The sequence below is a fragment of the Novosphingobium aquae genome, assembly GCF_037572715.1.
Lineage (GTDB): Bacteria > Pseudomonadota > Alphaproteobacteria > Sphingomonadales > Sphingomonadaceae > Novosphingobium > Novosphingobium aquae.
The window spans coordinates 159,228-176,422 of record NZ_JBBHJY010000005.1 but is presented as its reverse complement, the minus strand read 5'-3'; the positions used below and the strand labels follow the sequence as shown (position 1 = coordinate 176,422).

Here is a 17,195-nt window from a genome sequence, read left to right as displayed (position 1 = left end):
CATCTCGTTACCTGCGTTAGAGCTCCCTACATGCATTGGACCAATTTGAACCTGCATTAGGGAATTCTGGGTTATACCAAACGCCGCCGGATCTCGTTCACTCCGCCGCGGGACCACCCGTTAGCAATTGTTGCAGGCAGGAGGGCGACAAAATGCTGAGAACAGGTGTGCACAAGTGCAGATAACTCTTGTGCTTTTTATGCCTTGAACAGGATCAGAAACCGCTATAAGACCAAAAATGCGTCGCGTACTTCGTCCTCAAAAAGCGGGTCTGAAGTGCGCGAACCTGAAACAAAATGCTGCATTTTTAGGGGCCTATAATGACTAAGCAAGCATTCGAGGGTGTAAAGAAAGCCGACGACGCAAATAGTGCTCGTTTGCATGATGGGTCGGTGAAGGTGAGCCCTCATGCCCCTGCGCAGACGTTTCCGGTTGTTAATTCTTCTGTTAATTCTGCGCCTGCAGGGATGGTCAAGGCCCCGGGTGCTCAACCCGGGGTAGCATCGGGCAAGGTTGCGGCCGCTGGTAAGTCAGCGGCGTTTGTCGTTCGGGACGCGGACAAGGATTCTGCCAATCCGGACGGCCACGAAAAAGCCGCAGATGCCAAGAAGCTTGCGATGGCTGATGTTGAGTCCCTGGAAACTGCAAGGGGTTATGCCCCCGCTGAAGGCCAGGCAACTGCTTCGGATGCAGGCGGAAGTTCTTCGAGTGATGACGACGATGGCGGTAGCGCTCTTCCTCTGATTCTTGGTGGTGTCGTTCTGGCGGGCGGTATCGCCGCTCTCGCCGGTGGCGGTGGCGGTGGCGGAAGCGGTGGCGGCTCGACCCCGGCCAATACTGCTCCGGTCGTGGCGGCAACCCAGGCGGTTGCAGGCACGGAAGACAAGGCTTCAACGGTTACCGTTGCGGCGACTGACGCCAACAACGACACACTGACCTATACGGCCGGGGCTGCCGGCAAGGGCACCGTGACTGGCGGCGCTGGTGGTGTTTTTACTTACACCCCGAACGCCAATTTCAACGGCGCTGATACCTTCACGGTCACCGTCAGCGACGGCAAGGGCGGCACCGCAACCCAGACGGTCACCGTCAACGTGGCGGCTGTTAACGACGCACCGACCGCAAATGCGGCAACGGCTGCTGCAACTGAAGATGCGGCTGCAGTAACCGGCAAGGTCACGGGCGCCGACGTCGATGGCGATACGCTGACATATTCGCTCAACGCCCCGGTCGCCGGTCTGACTATTGCGACTGACGGTTCCTATTCCTTTAATCCAGCCGATGCAGCTTATCAAAGCCTGGCGGTTGGTGAAACGAAGGCAGTTGTTGCAAACTACACCGTGTCTGACGGCAAGGGTGGCACGGCAACGTCCACACTGACGGTCACTGTAACTGGTGTGAACGACGCGCCGGTTGCGAAGGCGGATGTCGGAACTGCAACCGAAGACGGTGCAATTGTCAGCGGTTCTGTTGCGACCAACGATTCTGATATCGATAACGGTGCAGCCCTTACTTACGCCGTATCTGGCACTGCTCCGGCTGGCTTCACGCTGAACACCAACGGTAGCTATACTTTTGATCCTGCCAGCTATGACAGCATTGCGGCCGGCAAGACGCAGGATGTCGTTGCCAATTATACGGTTTCGGACGGTAAGGGCGGTACCGCGACTTCTGTCCTGACCGTTACCGTTACGGGCGTTAACGATGCTCCCGTTGCTGTTGCTGCCACGGCTGCTGCAACCGAAGACGGCGCCATTGTCACCGGCAAGCTGGCTGCAACAGATGTCGATGCAGGCGATACGCTGACCTACTCGGTAGTTGGAACGGCTCCTGCCGGCCTGACGCTCAATGCTGATGGCAGCTTCAGCTTCGATCCTGCCAGCTATGACAGCCTTGCTGCCGGCAAGACGCAGGATGTGGTTGCGACCTACTTGGTCAAGGACGGCAGTGGGGCAACCTCTCAGTCGACCCTGACGGTCACGGTTACTGGCGTGAATGATGCGCCGGTCGCAGTAAACGATGCGTTTTCAGTCGCCGAAGACACCGCGATCAGCGGAACAGTCGCCAAGAACGACAGCGACGTCGACGTTGGTGACGCTCTTACCTACGCATTGACGGCTGCTGCACCTGCAGGTCTGAACTTCAGCAAGGACGGAACCTTCAGCTTCAATGCTGATGACCCATCCTATGACAAGATCGCTGCCGGCAAGACCCAGGATGTGAGCTTCAGCTACACAGTCTCGGACGGTAACGGCGGATCTTCCACCGCTACCGCCACGGTTACGGTTGTCGGTTCGAACGACGCACCGGTTGCTGTTGCTGCCAAGGATGCTGCCACCGAAGACGGTGCCATTGTCACTGGCAAGCTGGCTGCGACCGATGTCGATGCAGGCGATACACTGACCTACTCGGTAGTTGGAACGGCTCCTGCCGGCCTGACGCTCAATGCCGACGGCAGCTACAGCTTCGATCCGGCCAGCTATGACAGCCTTGCTGCCGGCAAGACGCAGGATGTGGTTGCGACCTACTTGGTCAAGGACGGCAGCGGAGCCACTTCGCAGTCGACCCTGACGATCACGGTCACCGGCATCAACGACGCACCGGTTGCTGTTGCTGCCAAGGATGCTGCCACCGAAGACGGTGCCGTTGTCACTGGCAAGCTGGCTGCGACCGATGTCGATGCAGGCGATGTGCTGACCTACTCGGTAGTTGGAACGGCTCCTGCCGGCCTGACGCTCAATGCCGACGGCAGCTACAGCTTCGATCCGGCCAGCTATGACAGCCTTGCTGCCGGCAAGACGCAGGATGTGGTTGCGACCTACTTGGTCAAGGACGGCAGCGGAGCCACTTCGCAGTCGACCCTGACGATCACGGTCACCGGTATCAACGACGCACCGGTTGCTGTTGCTGCCAAGGATGCTGCCACCGAAGACGGTGCCGTTGTCACTGGCAAGCTGGCTGCGACCGATGTCGATGCAGGCGATGTGCTGACCTACTCGGTAGTTGGAACGGCTCCTGCCGGCCTGACGCTCAATGCCGACGGCAGCTACAGCTTCGATCCGGCCAGCTATGACAGCCTTGCTGCCGGCAAGACGCAGGATGTGGTTGCGACCTACTTGGTCAAGGACGGCAGCGGAGCCACTTCGCAGTCGACCCTGACGGTCACGGTCACCGGTATCAATGACGATCCGGTTATCACGTCAGCCAGCACTGCAGCGATCGATGAAAACGTCGCCGCTGGGACCACGGTCTACACCGCCACGGCAACCGATGTGGATGTTGGCGATAGTCTGGCTTACGGCCTCACGGGCACCGATGCTTCGCTCCTGTCGATCAACGCCACCACGGGCGTTGTGACCATCAAGAGCTCGCCGAACTATGAAGCAAAGCAGAGCTATTCGTTCAACGTCACGGCATTCGACGGTATCGCTACCGTCAGCAAGGCAGTCACGCTGAACGTAAATAACCTGGTTGACGTGCTCAGCATCGATCAGGGCAATGCCAATACGCCGGTGACGATTGATGCCAGCGGTGTGCTTCCCGCAGACATTCTCGACGTGAACTATCAGTTCGACGAGAATGCCGGCCTGCCCAGCGATGTAATCATCCAGAACTTCGGTGCGAATGATTACATCCAGTTCAGCCCGAACCTCGGCAACTACAACTTCAACAACTCTGGTGGCGATCTGATCATCACACAGAACAATGGTGGCGTTGTCAGCACGATCAATATCGACAACATCCTGTCCCCCAACCTGCAGCTCGCCAATAACGAAGCAGCTGTAGAGGCTGCGCTCAACGCCGCCCTGGGAACGACAGGCGTCGATTATCTGCGCAGCCCGAGTTTCGCAGCCGTCACGCGTTCGGCCGATGTCGACAACGACAACAACTCGAACACGGAAGCATCCGCGACGGGCCCGAACCCGCTTACGCCAATCCCGGGGCTCGATGCTGCGGCGGCGGCAGTGAACTTTACCGAAAATGCCAACATCGCCAACTTTGTACGCATCAGCAACTTCGGCAGTGATGATCACATCACGGTCACGAACGCTGCCAGCGGCAGTTACAACTTTGTCGTTGAGCCCAACAATCAAGATCTGACGATCACGTTCAATAATGGAGGAACAATCAACTCGATCACGCTGGAAGGGATCTTCTCTTCGCCACCGCCATTCAATGTCGCATTCAGCAACAGTGAAACGGTCATCGAACAGTTTGTTGGTTATGATTTCTTTTCATTCGCCTGACGCTTGAACGTCACGTCAATCATCAGTTTTAAATATTCAGACGGGGAAATTTACTATGGCTAATAATCGCCTTATTGTGCAGCAGGGACAGACCGCCGGCGCTATCGGCGGCACATATGACGTTTTCGGCACCAACCTCGGTGCCGAAACCCTCACCGTGTTTGACGGCACCACCGTCAACTTCCAGGGCGACTTCTCGCGCGGCGGAGACACCATCCGCCTGACCGACGTGGCGACCGACTTCACGGTTGTCATCGCCGGCTCAAACGCAATCCTGACCAGCGTCTCCGATGGCATCACCATCGTAGTTCCCATCCCGAACGTCGGCACCCTGGGAACCACGATCATCTTCGAAAACGGCGCTGGCGACATCGTTGACAGCCGCGTTCTCGTATTCAACGGCACCAATGTCGTACTCGGTACGCAGACGCTGACGACCTCGTCGCAGGCAGTCGCCCCGAACGGCAACGGCAACAGCCAGAATTCGATCATCCTGACGGCTGGTGCTGACACCGCGCCTGGCGGCGCTGCCGACGACACCTTCATCGGGTTCAACAAGACGCTTAACGCAGGCGACAAGCTTGACGGCGGCACGGGCTTCAACACCCTCAGCCTGTCGACCGACGTGTCACTCACGGGTGTTGGCGATCCCGCCTTCACTTACGGCGGCTTCACCACGGTGAACGTGCAGCGCATCGAAGTTACCAACGACGATAACCTGCCTGTCACCCTCGATCTCTCGGGCGCCAAGGGCGTTGAGACCGTCGTGGCTCTTAACAGCTCGATGGACACAACCTTTGCGCAGATCACCGGGCTCAATACCGGCACCAACAACGATGGCAACGACATCGAGCTCAACAATGTCACCAACGGTGCACCTGCCGATCCGACTCCGGACGTTACCGTCCAGTATCAGGACAGCGTGGTCGCTGGTGCGACCACGGTTGACGTTCTGATCAAGACGAGCAACGCTGACAACCTGACGATCGGTAGCGTTTCTGACGCCAACGGCGGCATCGAAACGGTCAATATCACGAACACCGCTGGTGCGTCGACGCTCGACACGCTGGACACGGATCTGACCACGCTCAATATCCTGGCGACCCAGAACCTGACCATCGACGATGCGCTGAATAACACAGTGCGCACGATCAATGCGACCGGATCGACCGCTACGCTTGACATCGACTTCTCCGATAACGACGGAGCCGGCGAAGGTGTTACTTATACCGGCAGCGCCGGCGTCAACCTGGTTCAGGGTGGCAGCGCGGCTGATAACATCACCACTTTCGATGCCAACGACGTCATCGTTACCGATGACTCGATCGGCTTCGTAGACGGCAACGATACTGTCAACGCAGGTAACGGCAACAACACCGTAACCTCGGGGATCGGCGCTGACTCGATCACTTCGGGCACCGGCAATGACGTTATCAACGCCAACAATGGCAACAACATCGTTAACGCTGGCGATGGCCTCAACAATGTCACCACCGGCACCGGCAATGACACGATCACCACCGGCAAGGATGCCGACACGATCTCCTCTGGTAACGGAAACGACCTGATTTCGTCGGGCGACGGTGCAGACTTGATCACGATTGGGTCGGGTGAACACACAATCAATTCCGGTGCTGGCGCCGATACGGTTGTGGCTGGTGCGAACTTCGATGCCAGCACGGCAGCGGGCCCGAATATCCTCGACCAGATGGATTTCGGAGCCGACATCGATGAACTTCAGCTCAATGCTGGCGCTACCGACGCCAAGTTCACCAACGTTTCCAACCTTGAAATCCTGACGCTGACGAGCGCCGGGACGACGACCCTGAACAATGGGGTTGGCGGCAATGGCGACAGCGCTGCCCAGGCAGCTGGCATCACCACGATCAATCTCAATGCCGGTAATGACAGCGTGAATGCTGCTGATTTCACCTCGGCACTGACCATCAATGCTGCCAATGGCGGCGACGACACGGTCCAGACCGGTTCGGGCAGCGACGTGTTCAACTTGGGTGGTGCTCTGACCGACGCTGACAGCTTCAACGCCGGTGCAGGCAGCGATACGCTGAACCTTGATGGCGATGTTACTGTCACGGGCGGTGGTTTCACGGGCTTTGAAACCGTCAATCTTGATGACGACGAAGGTATTGGAGCAAACTCCTACAGCCTGACGCTTACCAACAGCAATGCGCCGAATCCCTCGACCTTGCTGACCATCAATGGGTCGGCTCTGCAGAGCGACGAAGGTGCGTTCATCAGCACCGCTGCGGTAGGTTCCTTCAACTCGAACATCACAACCGGTGCCGGTAACGATACGGTTATCTCGGGTGCGATTGGTGACGTCATCACCACCAATGGCGGTGCGGACACTGTCAACATCAAGGCTGGCGGCTTCGACAACGCGAACCTTGGCGACGGCAATGACCTTCTGCTGGCTGGCGGTGCGCTGACCACCAATGACACTGCTGTTGGCGGCGCCGGAACGGACACCGTCGACGTAGTTGACGCTGGCCGCACGATTGTTGACGCGGACTTCACCAACGTGTCGGAATTCGAAGTCCTCAACGTCGCTGAAGCACAGACCAACACCCTTGGCGCTCAGGCACAGGAAGCTGGTCTCCTGAAGATCGTTTCGACCAACGGCACCAGCGGTACGGTAATCAACGCCAGCGGTTATACCGCAGGCGTTACCGTTGATATCTCGGCAACTGGCGGCGGTCTCAACAACGACAACGTCACCACCGGTTCGGGCAATGACACTGTAATCGCCGGTGTTGGCGACCAGAGTGTTTCGCTCGGCGCGGGCGACGACCAGGTCGTTGTCGACGGTTCTGAGTTCACCTTCGCCGATACGGTTTCGGGTGGTTCGAACACTGCCGTGGGCGACTCGATTGTCCTCGACAACACGCTTGGCGGTGTCACCGCTGGCGTAAATCTCAACAACGTGACGGGCGTTGAGAACTTCCAGTTCAAGACCGATGGTAACGTTGGCGGTGGTCTATTCGAACCCAACGCCAGCACGATCACCTTCACGGGTGGCAATGTGCTGACGCAGACTGCGCTGAACATCACCGCAGCTGCACTGGCCGACACCTCTGACAGCCTCACGGTTGTTATTGATGGCGGCCAGACCGATGCTGACTTCCGCTTCAATGTCACTGGTTCGGTCGCTTCGACGACGGTCATTAAGCAGAACGTTGATACCAACAACGACATCAATTTCCAGGGTGGCACGGGCGTCGATCGCCTTGAAATCCACGGCAATGACCTCGGTTCGACCGTGACCATGGAAGGCGGCGCCGGACGTGACGTTATCGCCCAGACGGGCGGCAAGTTCACGGATGATGGTTTCGTCAATATCAACGGCGTCGAGATCCTGACCGCAACGGGCGGCGCCAAGATTGACGCAACGCTCGGAATCCGCGCTTCGGGTGCCGATCTGGATACCATTCAGGACACCAACAACAACGATCTGGTCACGCTTGATGCCCAGTTCACCAATGCTCTGACTGTTAACCTGAGCGGCGGCAACGATACGATCAACGGTGCTGCCTCGGCAGCGGTGCTGACTTTCAATGCGATCGACTCCAACCTCACGGCTGCAGATGCACTGACCGGTGGTACGACTGCAAGCGACGTCCTTAACGTTGACGCCAACAACGGCGTCGCCGATCTGACGTCGGTCACCAAGGTTGAAACGATCAACATCGTTGACAACGACAACCCCGAACCGACTGCTGCCTCCACCACCCTGATCATCGATACGCAGGTATCGGATCTCAGCTCGGGTACGGTCCAGACCATCAACGCTGGGGACCTGGATGCTTCTGAAGTCCTCAACCTCCAGGGTGCGGGCGCAGGTGCAAACCTGGCCGTCACTGGCGGTGCGGGCGCTGACATGATCACCACTGGTAAGGGTGCAGACACGGTCGTTGCCGGTGAAGGCAACAATACGGTCACCACGAACGCTGGCAATGATCTGGTCACTTCGCTGTCAGGCAATGACACGATCACCACCGGGACCGGCAACGACTCGATCGACGCAGGCAACGGCAACAACCAAGTCTTCGCTGGCCTCGACAACGACGTGGTCATGACTGGCGGCGGCAGCGACATTGTCGATGGCGGTGACGGCAACGACACCATCTCGTCGGGTGGCGGTGACGACCAGATCTATGGCGGCCTTGGCCTTGACGTGATCGACAGCGGCGCCGGTGCAGACCAGCTCCTCTATCGTGCACGTGCCGAAAGCTCGACCTCGACCGGCCGTGACACGGTAACTGGCTTCACTTCGGGTTCGGACGTCATCGACGTGCGTTATGTTGCAGAAGCCATCGCCAACTACGGTGAAGGTGCATCGATCAACTTTGCCGGAAACCTCGGCAGCTTCGGCGACGCGCAGGGTGCGACCATTGCTGGCGACGGGATCATGGACGTGGTCTATGACACCAGCACGGGCAACCTCTGGGTTGACCTGAACGATGACGGCACACTCAACGGCAACGATCTCCAGATCGTGCTTGAAGGTGTTGCTACCCTCCAGGCCAAGGACGTCCTCGACACTGCCGCTACCGGGGTGAAGATCGGCCAGACCAGCGTGGAATTCGGTGGCCCGGCTGCCGTTGGAACCTTCCTGGCTGACAACTTCGTCCTGGTAGACGAGGTTGCCGGACCTGGACCGGGTGCCTGGACCGTCGATGGCGGACTTGGCAACGATCAGGTGCAGATCGACGGTGATGACATCTCCACCTCGTCGATCACCAACGTGGAAACCGCGGTGATCAACGGTTCGGGCACCATGACCTACGCTCAGCACAACGCCTTCGGCGCTGTGGTCAGCGGTACGGGTGAACCGCAGAGCGTTAACCTGACAGGCCCTGTAGAAGCCGTGACTGGCGCTGCCACGATCGAAACCTACAACCTGCTTGGTACGGTTGATGGCATCGGCAATCCGGCCGGTGACAACTTCACGCTGGGCGCAAGCGGCCAGAACGTGAACGCTGGTTCCGGCAACGACACGATCAACTCTGGCGCAATCGAGATCGTGACCGGCAAGATCGATGGCGGGCTTGGCACCGACGTTCTGAACCTTGATACGGGCGATGACATTTCGGGCGCAGCCCTGTTCGGCATCGAAAGCACCGTGATCAACCTGTCTTCGGTCACGATGAATGCCGAACAGCATGGTTCAAACGGGCTCAACGGATCTGCCGGTCAGATTGTGGATCCGGGCGATACCTTCCCGAACACGACGGATACCATCACGATCACCACCAGCACGCTGGCGGCAGTCGCGATTGATGCCAAGAATTCGGTTGGCTTTGCTGGCACCGGCATCACCGGTGTCCCGCAGGTCGAGAACTATGTCCTTTCCAACCTTGACGACAAGTTCACGCTCGGCTCGCTGGGCCAGAACGTCAACACCGGCGGTGGCACCAACGAAATCACCACCGGCGCTAGCGACGGTCAGTACACGGGCACCATCGGTGGCTCAGGTGCCGACACGCTGACGCTGGATGCTGGTGACAACATCGGTGGCGTAAACACCGGTTTTGGTGTCTTCGGAAACGGCAACGGTGATTTGATCACTGGCGCGGCCAATGTCTCGGCGGTTGAAACTCTCAAGCTTACGACGGGTACGGTGCTCATGACCGTTGCCCAGCATGAAGGCTTCACCACTGTTATCGACACAGGCGGTGCTGATACCGTGCAGCTCACCACCGGTGGTACTGTAAACGCCGAAGTGGTTGTCGATACCTATGTTGCCGATGGAAATACCGACACTCACCTGATCGTAAACAGCGGCAATGCCGATGTTAACTTCACGTCGATTGATGGTGTCCCCGGTGATTATGACGACTCAGTCACCGTCGGCAGCTTCGCGGTGAACGGTACGTGGGCTGTCGGTGGTACCACTGACACCCTCAATGCCACGGCTGGCGGCGCTGACATCAGCGGCGTGAACACGGGTAACGCGACCACTCTCGAGATCCTCAATCTCGCTGGTGCGATCACGGCTACCGAAGCCCAGCATGATGCGTTCACCACGATCAACGCTGCGGGGGGTGCAGACTCCTTCACGCTGACCAGCAGCAACGGTAACGATAGTGTCACCGGTAACGCTGCGGTTGAAAGCTACACCCTCAACGATGCCTTCACCTTCACGCTCGGCTCGAACAAGCAGAACGTGACGGGCAACGCCGCCAACAGCCAAACCGTGATCGTTAACGGCTTGACTTTGACCGGCAACACGCTGGACGGAGGCACCGGTGCGGGCGATCCTGATACCCTGACGCTCAACACCGGCACGAACATCACTGGTGCAACGTCGATCACGGGCTTCGAGAACGTCACCGTCAACGGTGCGGTTTCGATGACCTACGCTCAGTACAATGCGCTGCTGCCCACCGGCGGAGCGGGTACCGACACGATCACTCTGATCGGTCCGGTTGCTACGATCCTGGGCCGCACCGGAATCGAGAACTACGTACTGGCCAACCTGGCTGGCAACGACTTCACGTTCCACCCCGATACGGACAGCGTCGTCACCACCGGCAGCAACAACGACATCGTTCGCAATGGTTCGGTGACCAGCTTCGCGGGTGTAACCATGGACCTTTCGGCAAACGCCGGTGGCATTGGTGACCTGCTGAGCCTGACCGGTACCGTGAACATCTCAGGCATCAATGCCGGGGCTGAAACGACTGCCGAAACGCTCGAAATCCTGACTGACGCTGTCACCACCTCGATGACAGTGGCCCAACACGAAGGATTTACCGGCTCGATCATCGCAGCTGGTGTTGCCGATACGATCGCGCTCACAACCGACGGCAAGGTCTTTGCCGAAGAAGCGATCGAAACCTACGATCTGGGTTCGAACAAGAACACGGTGGTGGTCAACGAGCTGAAGGGCGAAGTGAACATCGTCGACACCTCTGCCACGGGCGACAATGACACCGTGTTCATCGGAACCGGTGTGGTGGCCAATGGTACCTGGAACCTTAGCAACTCCAGCGACACGCTCGAAGTATCGGGTACGTCAACGAAGATCTCGGGTGTCAATGCAGGCGCGGCTACAACTGCCGAAAACCTGGTTCTCTCTGGGGTTCTCAACAACCTCACTCTGACCCAGGCCCAGCATCAGGCGTTCACCGGAACGGTGACGGCGACGGCTGGAGCGGATACGCTGATCATCTTGGGTGCAGGCGCGGTCACGGCCTTCGACAACGTGGAGAACTACAACCTCTCCAACGCGTCGAACCAGCTGACGATCAATGCCGCTGAAACCGGCGTGAATATCCTGGCCATTGGCGGCTCCAACGACACGATCATCGTTGGTGGCAACAAGGTAACCGGAAGCTGGGGCCTTGGCGCTGGTGACGATACCGTGACTGCTGCGAATGGCGCTGACATCAGCGGCGTGAACGGAGGCGGGGCTACCACCGTTGAGAACATACAGATCGCAAACAATGCCAACGTGACCATGACTGTTGTCCAGCATGAAGCTTTCGACTCGGATCTTCTGGGTGGCTTCAGCGCGATTGGCAGCAACGTGATCACCCTGACCACGGATGGCACGATCAATGCTCGTAACGAGGTTGAGGGTTACATCCTGAACGGGGACGGCGTTGGCGGAAGCACTGTCAACATCAATGACAACTTCATTGGGCCTGACAGCAACTTCGCGGTTTCGGTGACGGGTGCCGGTGGTGCTGATACGATCAACATCAATGGCAACTTCTTCTCCGGCACCCTCGTCGCTTCTGGCGCGTGGGCACTGGCAGGAGCGGATGATACCCTGGTGTTCAACAATGGCGGCCAGACTGTAGACATCTCCGGAGTAAACGCCGGCGCTGCTACGACTGCCGAAACCCTCGACATCGCGGGTAACGGCGGTGATGCGATCATGACCGTTGCCCAGCACAAGGGCTTCACCACGCTTACGACTTCGGGTGGTGGCACCAACTCGGTGACCTTGACCAACGACGGCACTGTCACGGCGTTCAACGCGATTGAGGTTTACAACCTCAACAGCGATGGTGTGGGCGGATCGACGATCAACCTCGGTACGAATGCCGGTGTAGACGTGAATGGTACCGGCGGCGCCGATACCGTGAACATCGGCGGGTTGGTCATGGGCGCCACGGCAGACTTCACCCTGAGTGGTTTGGACGATACCTTGATTGCGACCAACGGTGCTGATCTGACTCAGATCAACAACGGCAATGCAACCCAGGCTGAAACCCTGAACATCACTGATGACATCCGCCTGACGGGCACGCAGTACAACGCCTTCACCAGCGTTGTCGGTGCGGGCACTTCGGATGGTGTCACGATCTCGACTGGCGGCACTTACACTGCCGTCAACGCGATCGAACAGTATGTCCTGCAGGGTAACAGCACGATCACCTTCTCTGGCACTGACGCAATTCAGGCCGGCCAGTCGGTTGATCTTGGTACGACCCAGAGCATTGTTGCTATCACCAACACCTATACCAGCGCACTTGACGGTACGGACTCGTCGGTTGCGATCCTGAACTTCACCACCAATGACGCAATCGACGTCAATGGAGGAGCTCTGGTGACAACCAACTTGGTTGCTGCGGCCGGTGCGAATGCCAACCAGACTGCCGACATCATCGTGATCAACGGTCTGGCGCAAACCGATCTCACCGACACCACGAATGGCGGTGACGTTGAACAGGCGATTGCCCAGGCAATCGGATCGTTGACGGCAGGTACCCACCTGATCGTGCTGGAAAGCCCGAATGGTACCGGTCAGTCGGGTCTGTACCTGATCAATACGGCTGGTGTTGGTGACCTGCAGACTTCGAACTTCGATGTCGAGTTCGTCGGTCTGGTCGGCCATTCGGCAGGCTTTGACTGGACTGCCGGCAACTTCGCCTGATTAAATAGCTGCGGGCCTGGACCCTGGCCCCGCGACTCCTACTGGCCCCTGCGTTCTGCGCAGGGGCCATATTTTTCTGAAAAATACCGATAAATCCGGAGGACAGTACTATGGCTAACAATCGCTTGATCGTCTCACCCGGCGGCTCCGGTGGCGCCATCCTCGGGTCTTACGATGTGTTCGGCACAAATGCTGGCGCAGAAACCCTGACAGTTTACGACAACACGGTAGCCGTGTTCCAAGGCGATTTCGCCCGCGGCGGGGATACGATCAGATTGACCGACGCAGCCGGCGATTTCACGGTCCGCATTGCTGGATCGAACGCCGAGCTGATCAGCCTCAGTGACGGCATCGTCGTGACCGTGCCGATCGGCGCAGCAGGTGTCTCGATCAATTTCCAGACCGCTTCGAATGTCTATGCTGATGCCCGGACGCTCAAATTTGATGGAACCAATGTGGTGCTGGGCACCCAGGTCCTGACAACTACCGCCACGGCACTCGACGCCTATGCTCCGCCGCAGGGCGCGTTGGGGTTCGGCTTTGTGGGGGAAGCGCTTGAGATTGTCGAAGCCGGATCTGAGCTGTTTGATGATGCCAATCCAAAAGCGGAGCCGATATCTTCCCTTGACCTGCAGCCAGCCAATGACGTCGGCGTGGACTTCAATGTTGGATCCAGCTCGTTTGTTGTATTCCAGGATGTTGGAACTTTCGCCTGATTAGCTAGAATAAAGCTGCAAACAGATTGGCGCTGGTTAAAACCGGAAGTAGTAATCTATAGACAAGCCGATCAAGCGGTCGGCCGAGCGGGTTAAAGGTCTTGCTTTGCTGCCAAGTTTCTGAAAACGGGGACAAATTTCACGATGTCTGATTGGTCGCACGGATACAACGTCTCATTGGGCTATACCTACGGGTTCTACCGCGAAATCGCCCCTGACTGGCTGGATTTCTGCGCCCGGATCGCTGGAAATGTACCGCCTGCACGACAATCATCGGGCGCGTTCCGCTATCTTGAACTTGGTAGCGGGCAGGGTTTCGGGCTGTGCCTGCTGGCCGCAGCCAATCCCGAGGGCGAATTTGTCGGCATTGACTTCAACCCGCAGCATGTCGCCCATGCAACTGCGGTTGCGCGCTCTGCCGGGCTCGAAAATATCCGCTTCATCGAAGGCGATTTTTCCGAACTGGGGGCCAACTGGCCACAGGACCTGGGGCAGTTCGAATATGTCGTGATGCACGGTATTTATAGCTGGATTCCACTGGTGGTTCGGCTCGGGCTGGTGCGCTGCCTCGATCATGCCTGCGTACCGGGCGGGCTGGTTTACAATAGCTACAATACCAAGCCGGGCTGGGTCAGCACGATGCCGTTCCAGCATATGGCACGCCGGATGCAGATCGTCGGCGCCAGGTCAGGGCCTGATGCCATCGATGCAGCTGTGCAATTGTTTGAAAGCCTTGGCACGGAGAACAGCGCGATCTTCCGGGTTCTGCCAACACTGAAAGCACGCGTAGACACGGTAAAGACTCAGAACCGTCCTTATCTTGTGCAGGAATACCTGCATGATAATTGGCACCCGCTATGGTTTTCGGAGGTTGTCGAGGAGTTTGATACCGCCAAGCTCCAGTATGTTGGTTCCGGCACTGTCTCTGAATTGATGCTACCGGGATTGCTGGCGGCGCCGCTGCGGGATCTCATCAATTCAGAACCAGACCCTGTTTTCCGTCAGGAAGTACAGGACTGCGCGATCAATCAGAGCTTCCGCCGTGACATATTCTGTCGCGGCGGGCGCAAGGGATTCGGCCGTGGCTTTGAAGCGGCGATGGAGACGATCTTCCATCTGATTTCCGCACCGCATGAAGAGGCGCTGAAAATTAGCACAAGTTTCGGAGAGGTTTCGATCAAGCAGGAACATTTCGGTCCCGCGATCGAAGCGCTTGAATCTGGCCCGAAGACCCTCGCGGAACTGGTTGCCGTCGCCGGCATGCAGCCGCAAGGACAGGCCAGCGCAATCCAGAACATCATGCTGCTGGTTCATGCAGGAGCTCTGGCGATCGGGCGTCCCAATGCCGCAGGTAAGGAAGCGTCGCAGCGCCTTAATAAGGCCATTGCCAAAGCGGTAAGCGGTGGAGCTCCCTATGGACATCTCGCTGTGCCGGCGCTCGGCTCAGCGCTTGCCACAAGCGACATTGATTGCATGCTGCTGGATACCTGGCTGAAGAACCCCAAGGCCGATGCAGAAGCGCTGGGCAATGGTTTGAAGGAGAGGCTCGGCCGTCTTGGCCGCAGTCTCGCCCACCAGGGCCAACCACTCGAGGGAGATGCCCTGGCAGAACGCATATCGACGATGTCGAGGGCCTTCATCGAGAGTAATGTTCCGCGGTGGCGCAAGCTCGGCGCAATACCTTGATGATAAGCTGCGTTTTCGCATGAAAGTTCTGTTCGTCCATCAAAATTTTCCAGGACAGTTCAGATCCCTTGCACCAGCTCTGGTTGCCCGGGGTGATACAGTCCTGGCAATGGGAGTAAACAACTTCGCTGGATATCCTGGGATCCGGTACGTTCAGTGCCGACCAGATCGCAACACCATGACTGATGGGCACCCGTGGACAAAAGACTTCGACAGCAAGGTCATCAGAGGTCACGCCGCATTTCGTGCCGCACTCAATCTGCGCAATGAAGGTTTTGATCCGGACGTAATCATTGCCCACCCTGGTTGGGGCGAAGCTTTGTTTCTGAAATCCGTCTGGCCTGAGGCGCGGCTTGGCATTTATTGCGAGTATTTTTATTCGGCAGACGGTGCAGACATGCAGTTCGATGCGGAATTTCCCAGCGGCTCGGTTGAAGAAAATCGCAGCCGATTGCTGGTCAAGAACGCAGCGAACTTATTGCAGATGCCACAAGCTTCGGCTGCCATTGCCCCAACGCGCTGGCAGGCCGACACCTTTCCGGAGGAGTTCCGGGACCGGATTTCAGTGATCCATGACGGCATTGACACCTCTTTGGTCAAGCCTAACCCGGCTGCCGGCATTCAATTGAACAAGAGGGTTAATCTCACACGCAGCGACGAGGTGATAACCTTTGTAAATCGCAATCTTGAGCCATATCGGGGCTACCATGTTTTCATGCGGGCGCTGCCAGAGTTGCTCGCCCGGCGGCCTAATGCACATGTCATTATCATTGGCGGTGACGATGTCAGCTACGGCGCGGCTCCACCAGCTGGTCACTCCTGGAAAAATATCTTCTTGCGGGAGGTGAGCGGCAGGATTGACGCGCAGCGGGTCCACTTTCTGGGGAAAGTACCATACAAGGACTACTTGGCTGTTCTTTGCACATCGGCGGTCCACGTCTACCTGACGTATCCATTTGTACTATCCTGGAGCTTGATTGAATCAATGGCGATGGAGTGCGCGATTGTTGCGAGCGACACTGAGCCGGTTCGGGAAGTGTTAAGCGATGGCGAGCAGGGCATTCTGGTACCCTTCTTTGATGGCCGCAAGCTTGTCGATGAAGTCTGCGGTCTGCTCGACAACCCGGAGAAACGCCGATCGTTGGGTCAAGCTGCGCGTTCGCGAGCGATTGCAGAATTTGACTTGCGCTCGGTGTGCCTGCCGCAGCAATTGGGCTGGGTCGACAAATTGTTTGCGGCAGATTAGCTCTATCGTTGCATAGCTAGGTACCGTGCCCTATAGGCGCGTCACACGTCGTTTGGTCCTGTCGGATCTGGCGTACGGCAGTCAATTTGAACCGAACGCGCGCAAGTAACAGGGTTAATTGGAAGGTTATTTTATGTACTTTGAAGGATTGGGTGGCGCATCGGTTGTCAACGGCGTGCTCCGGGTCGAGACGTTCTATCGCAACGCGCGTGGTGAAGACGTCAGTAGCGGTGAATTGATCTTGCCGGCTAATCGTGTTGTTCCGGTTGTCGAAGCTCTCCAGTCGCTGATCGAGCAGATTCGCACACAGGATGGCGCTCCCGCTTCTGGCGATGCTACCGCCAAAAAGAAATAAGGTACTATCGCAGGGAATGAAGGGTTTCGGGCGCTTT

Annotated in this window: 6 protein-coding genes; all 6 read left to right on the top strand. The window is 57.7% G+C overall.

The window, feature by feature from the left end; translation table 11 throughout:
• Positions 1-617 precede the first annotated feature (617 nt).
• A complete protein-coding gene (locus WG900_RS11385) occupies positions 618-4,247 on the top strand; it encodes an Ig-like domain-containing protein (RefSeq protein WP_339967206.1) in 3,630 nt (1,209 codons plus the stop codon).
• 55 nt (positions 4,248-4,302) lie between these two features.
• Positions 4,303-13,155, top strand: a complete 8,853-nt coding sequence (locus tag WG900_RS11380; RefSeq protein WP_339967204.1) for a calcium-binding protein — start codon at positions 4,303-4,305, stop codon at positions 13,153-13,155.
• A 125-nt stretch (positions 13,156-13,280) separates the two neighbouring features.
• Entirely contained in the window at positions 13,281-13,871 is a 591-nt protein-coding gene (locus WG900_RS11375; protein ID WP_339967203.1) for a hypothetical protein, read from the top strand.
• A gap of 144 nt (positions 13,872-14,015) precedes the next feature.
• A complete protein-coding gene (locus WG900_RS11370; protein WP_339967202.1) occupies positions 14,016-15,557 on the top strand; it encodes a methyltransferase regulatory domain-containing protein in 1,542 nt (513 codons plus the stop codon).
• A gap of 19 nt (positions 15,558-15,576) precedes the next feature.
• Positions 15,577-16,803, top strand: a complete 1,227-nt coding sequence (locus WG900_RS11365; protein WP_339967200.1) for a glycosyltransferase family 4 protein — start codon at positions 15,577-15,579, stop codon at positions 16,801-16,803.
• Positions 16,804-16,936: 133 nt separating this feature from the next.
• Positions 16,937-17,158, top strand: coding sequence for a hypothetical protein (locus tag WG900_RS11360; protein WP_339967199.1), 222 nt, complete (start codon positions 16,937-16,939; stop codon positions 17,156-17,158).
• Positions 17,159-17,195: the final 37 nt, after the last annotated feature.

Bases quoted from the DNA above. Each gene is read 5' to 3' on its own strand.
- WG900_RS11385 (WP_339967206.1), top strand. From the start codon at position 618: ATGGCTGATGTTGAGTCCCTGGAAACTGCAAGGGGTTATGCCCCCGCT.
- WG900_RS11380 (WP_339967204.1), top strand. From the start codon at position 4,303: ATGGCTAATAATCGCCTTATTGTGCAGCAGGGACAGACCGCCGGCGCT.
- WG900_RS11370 (WP_339967202.1), top strand. From the start codon at position 14,016: ATGTCTGATTGGTCGCACGGATACAACGTCTCATTGGGCTATACCTAC.
- WG900_RS11365 (WP_339967200.1), top strand. From the start codon at position 15,577: ATGAAAGTTCTGTTCGTCCATCAAAATTTTCCAGGACAGTTCAGATCC.
- WG900_RS11360 (WP_339967199.1), top strand. From the start codon at position 16,937: ATGTACTTTGAAGGATTGGGTGGCGCATCGGTTGTCAACGGCGTGCTC.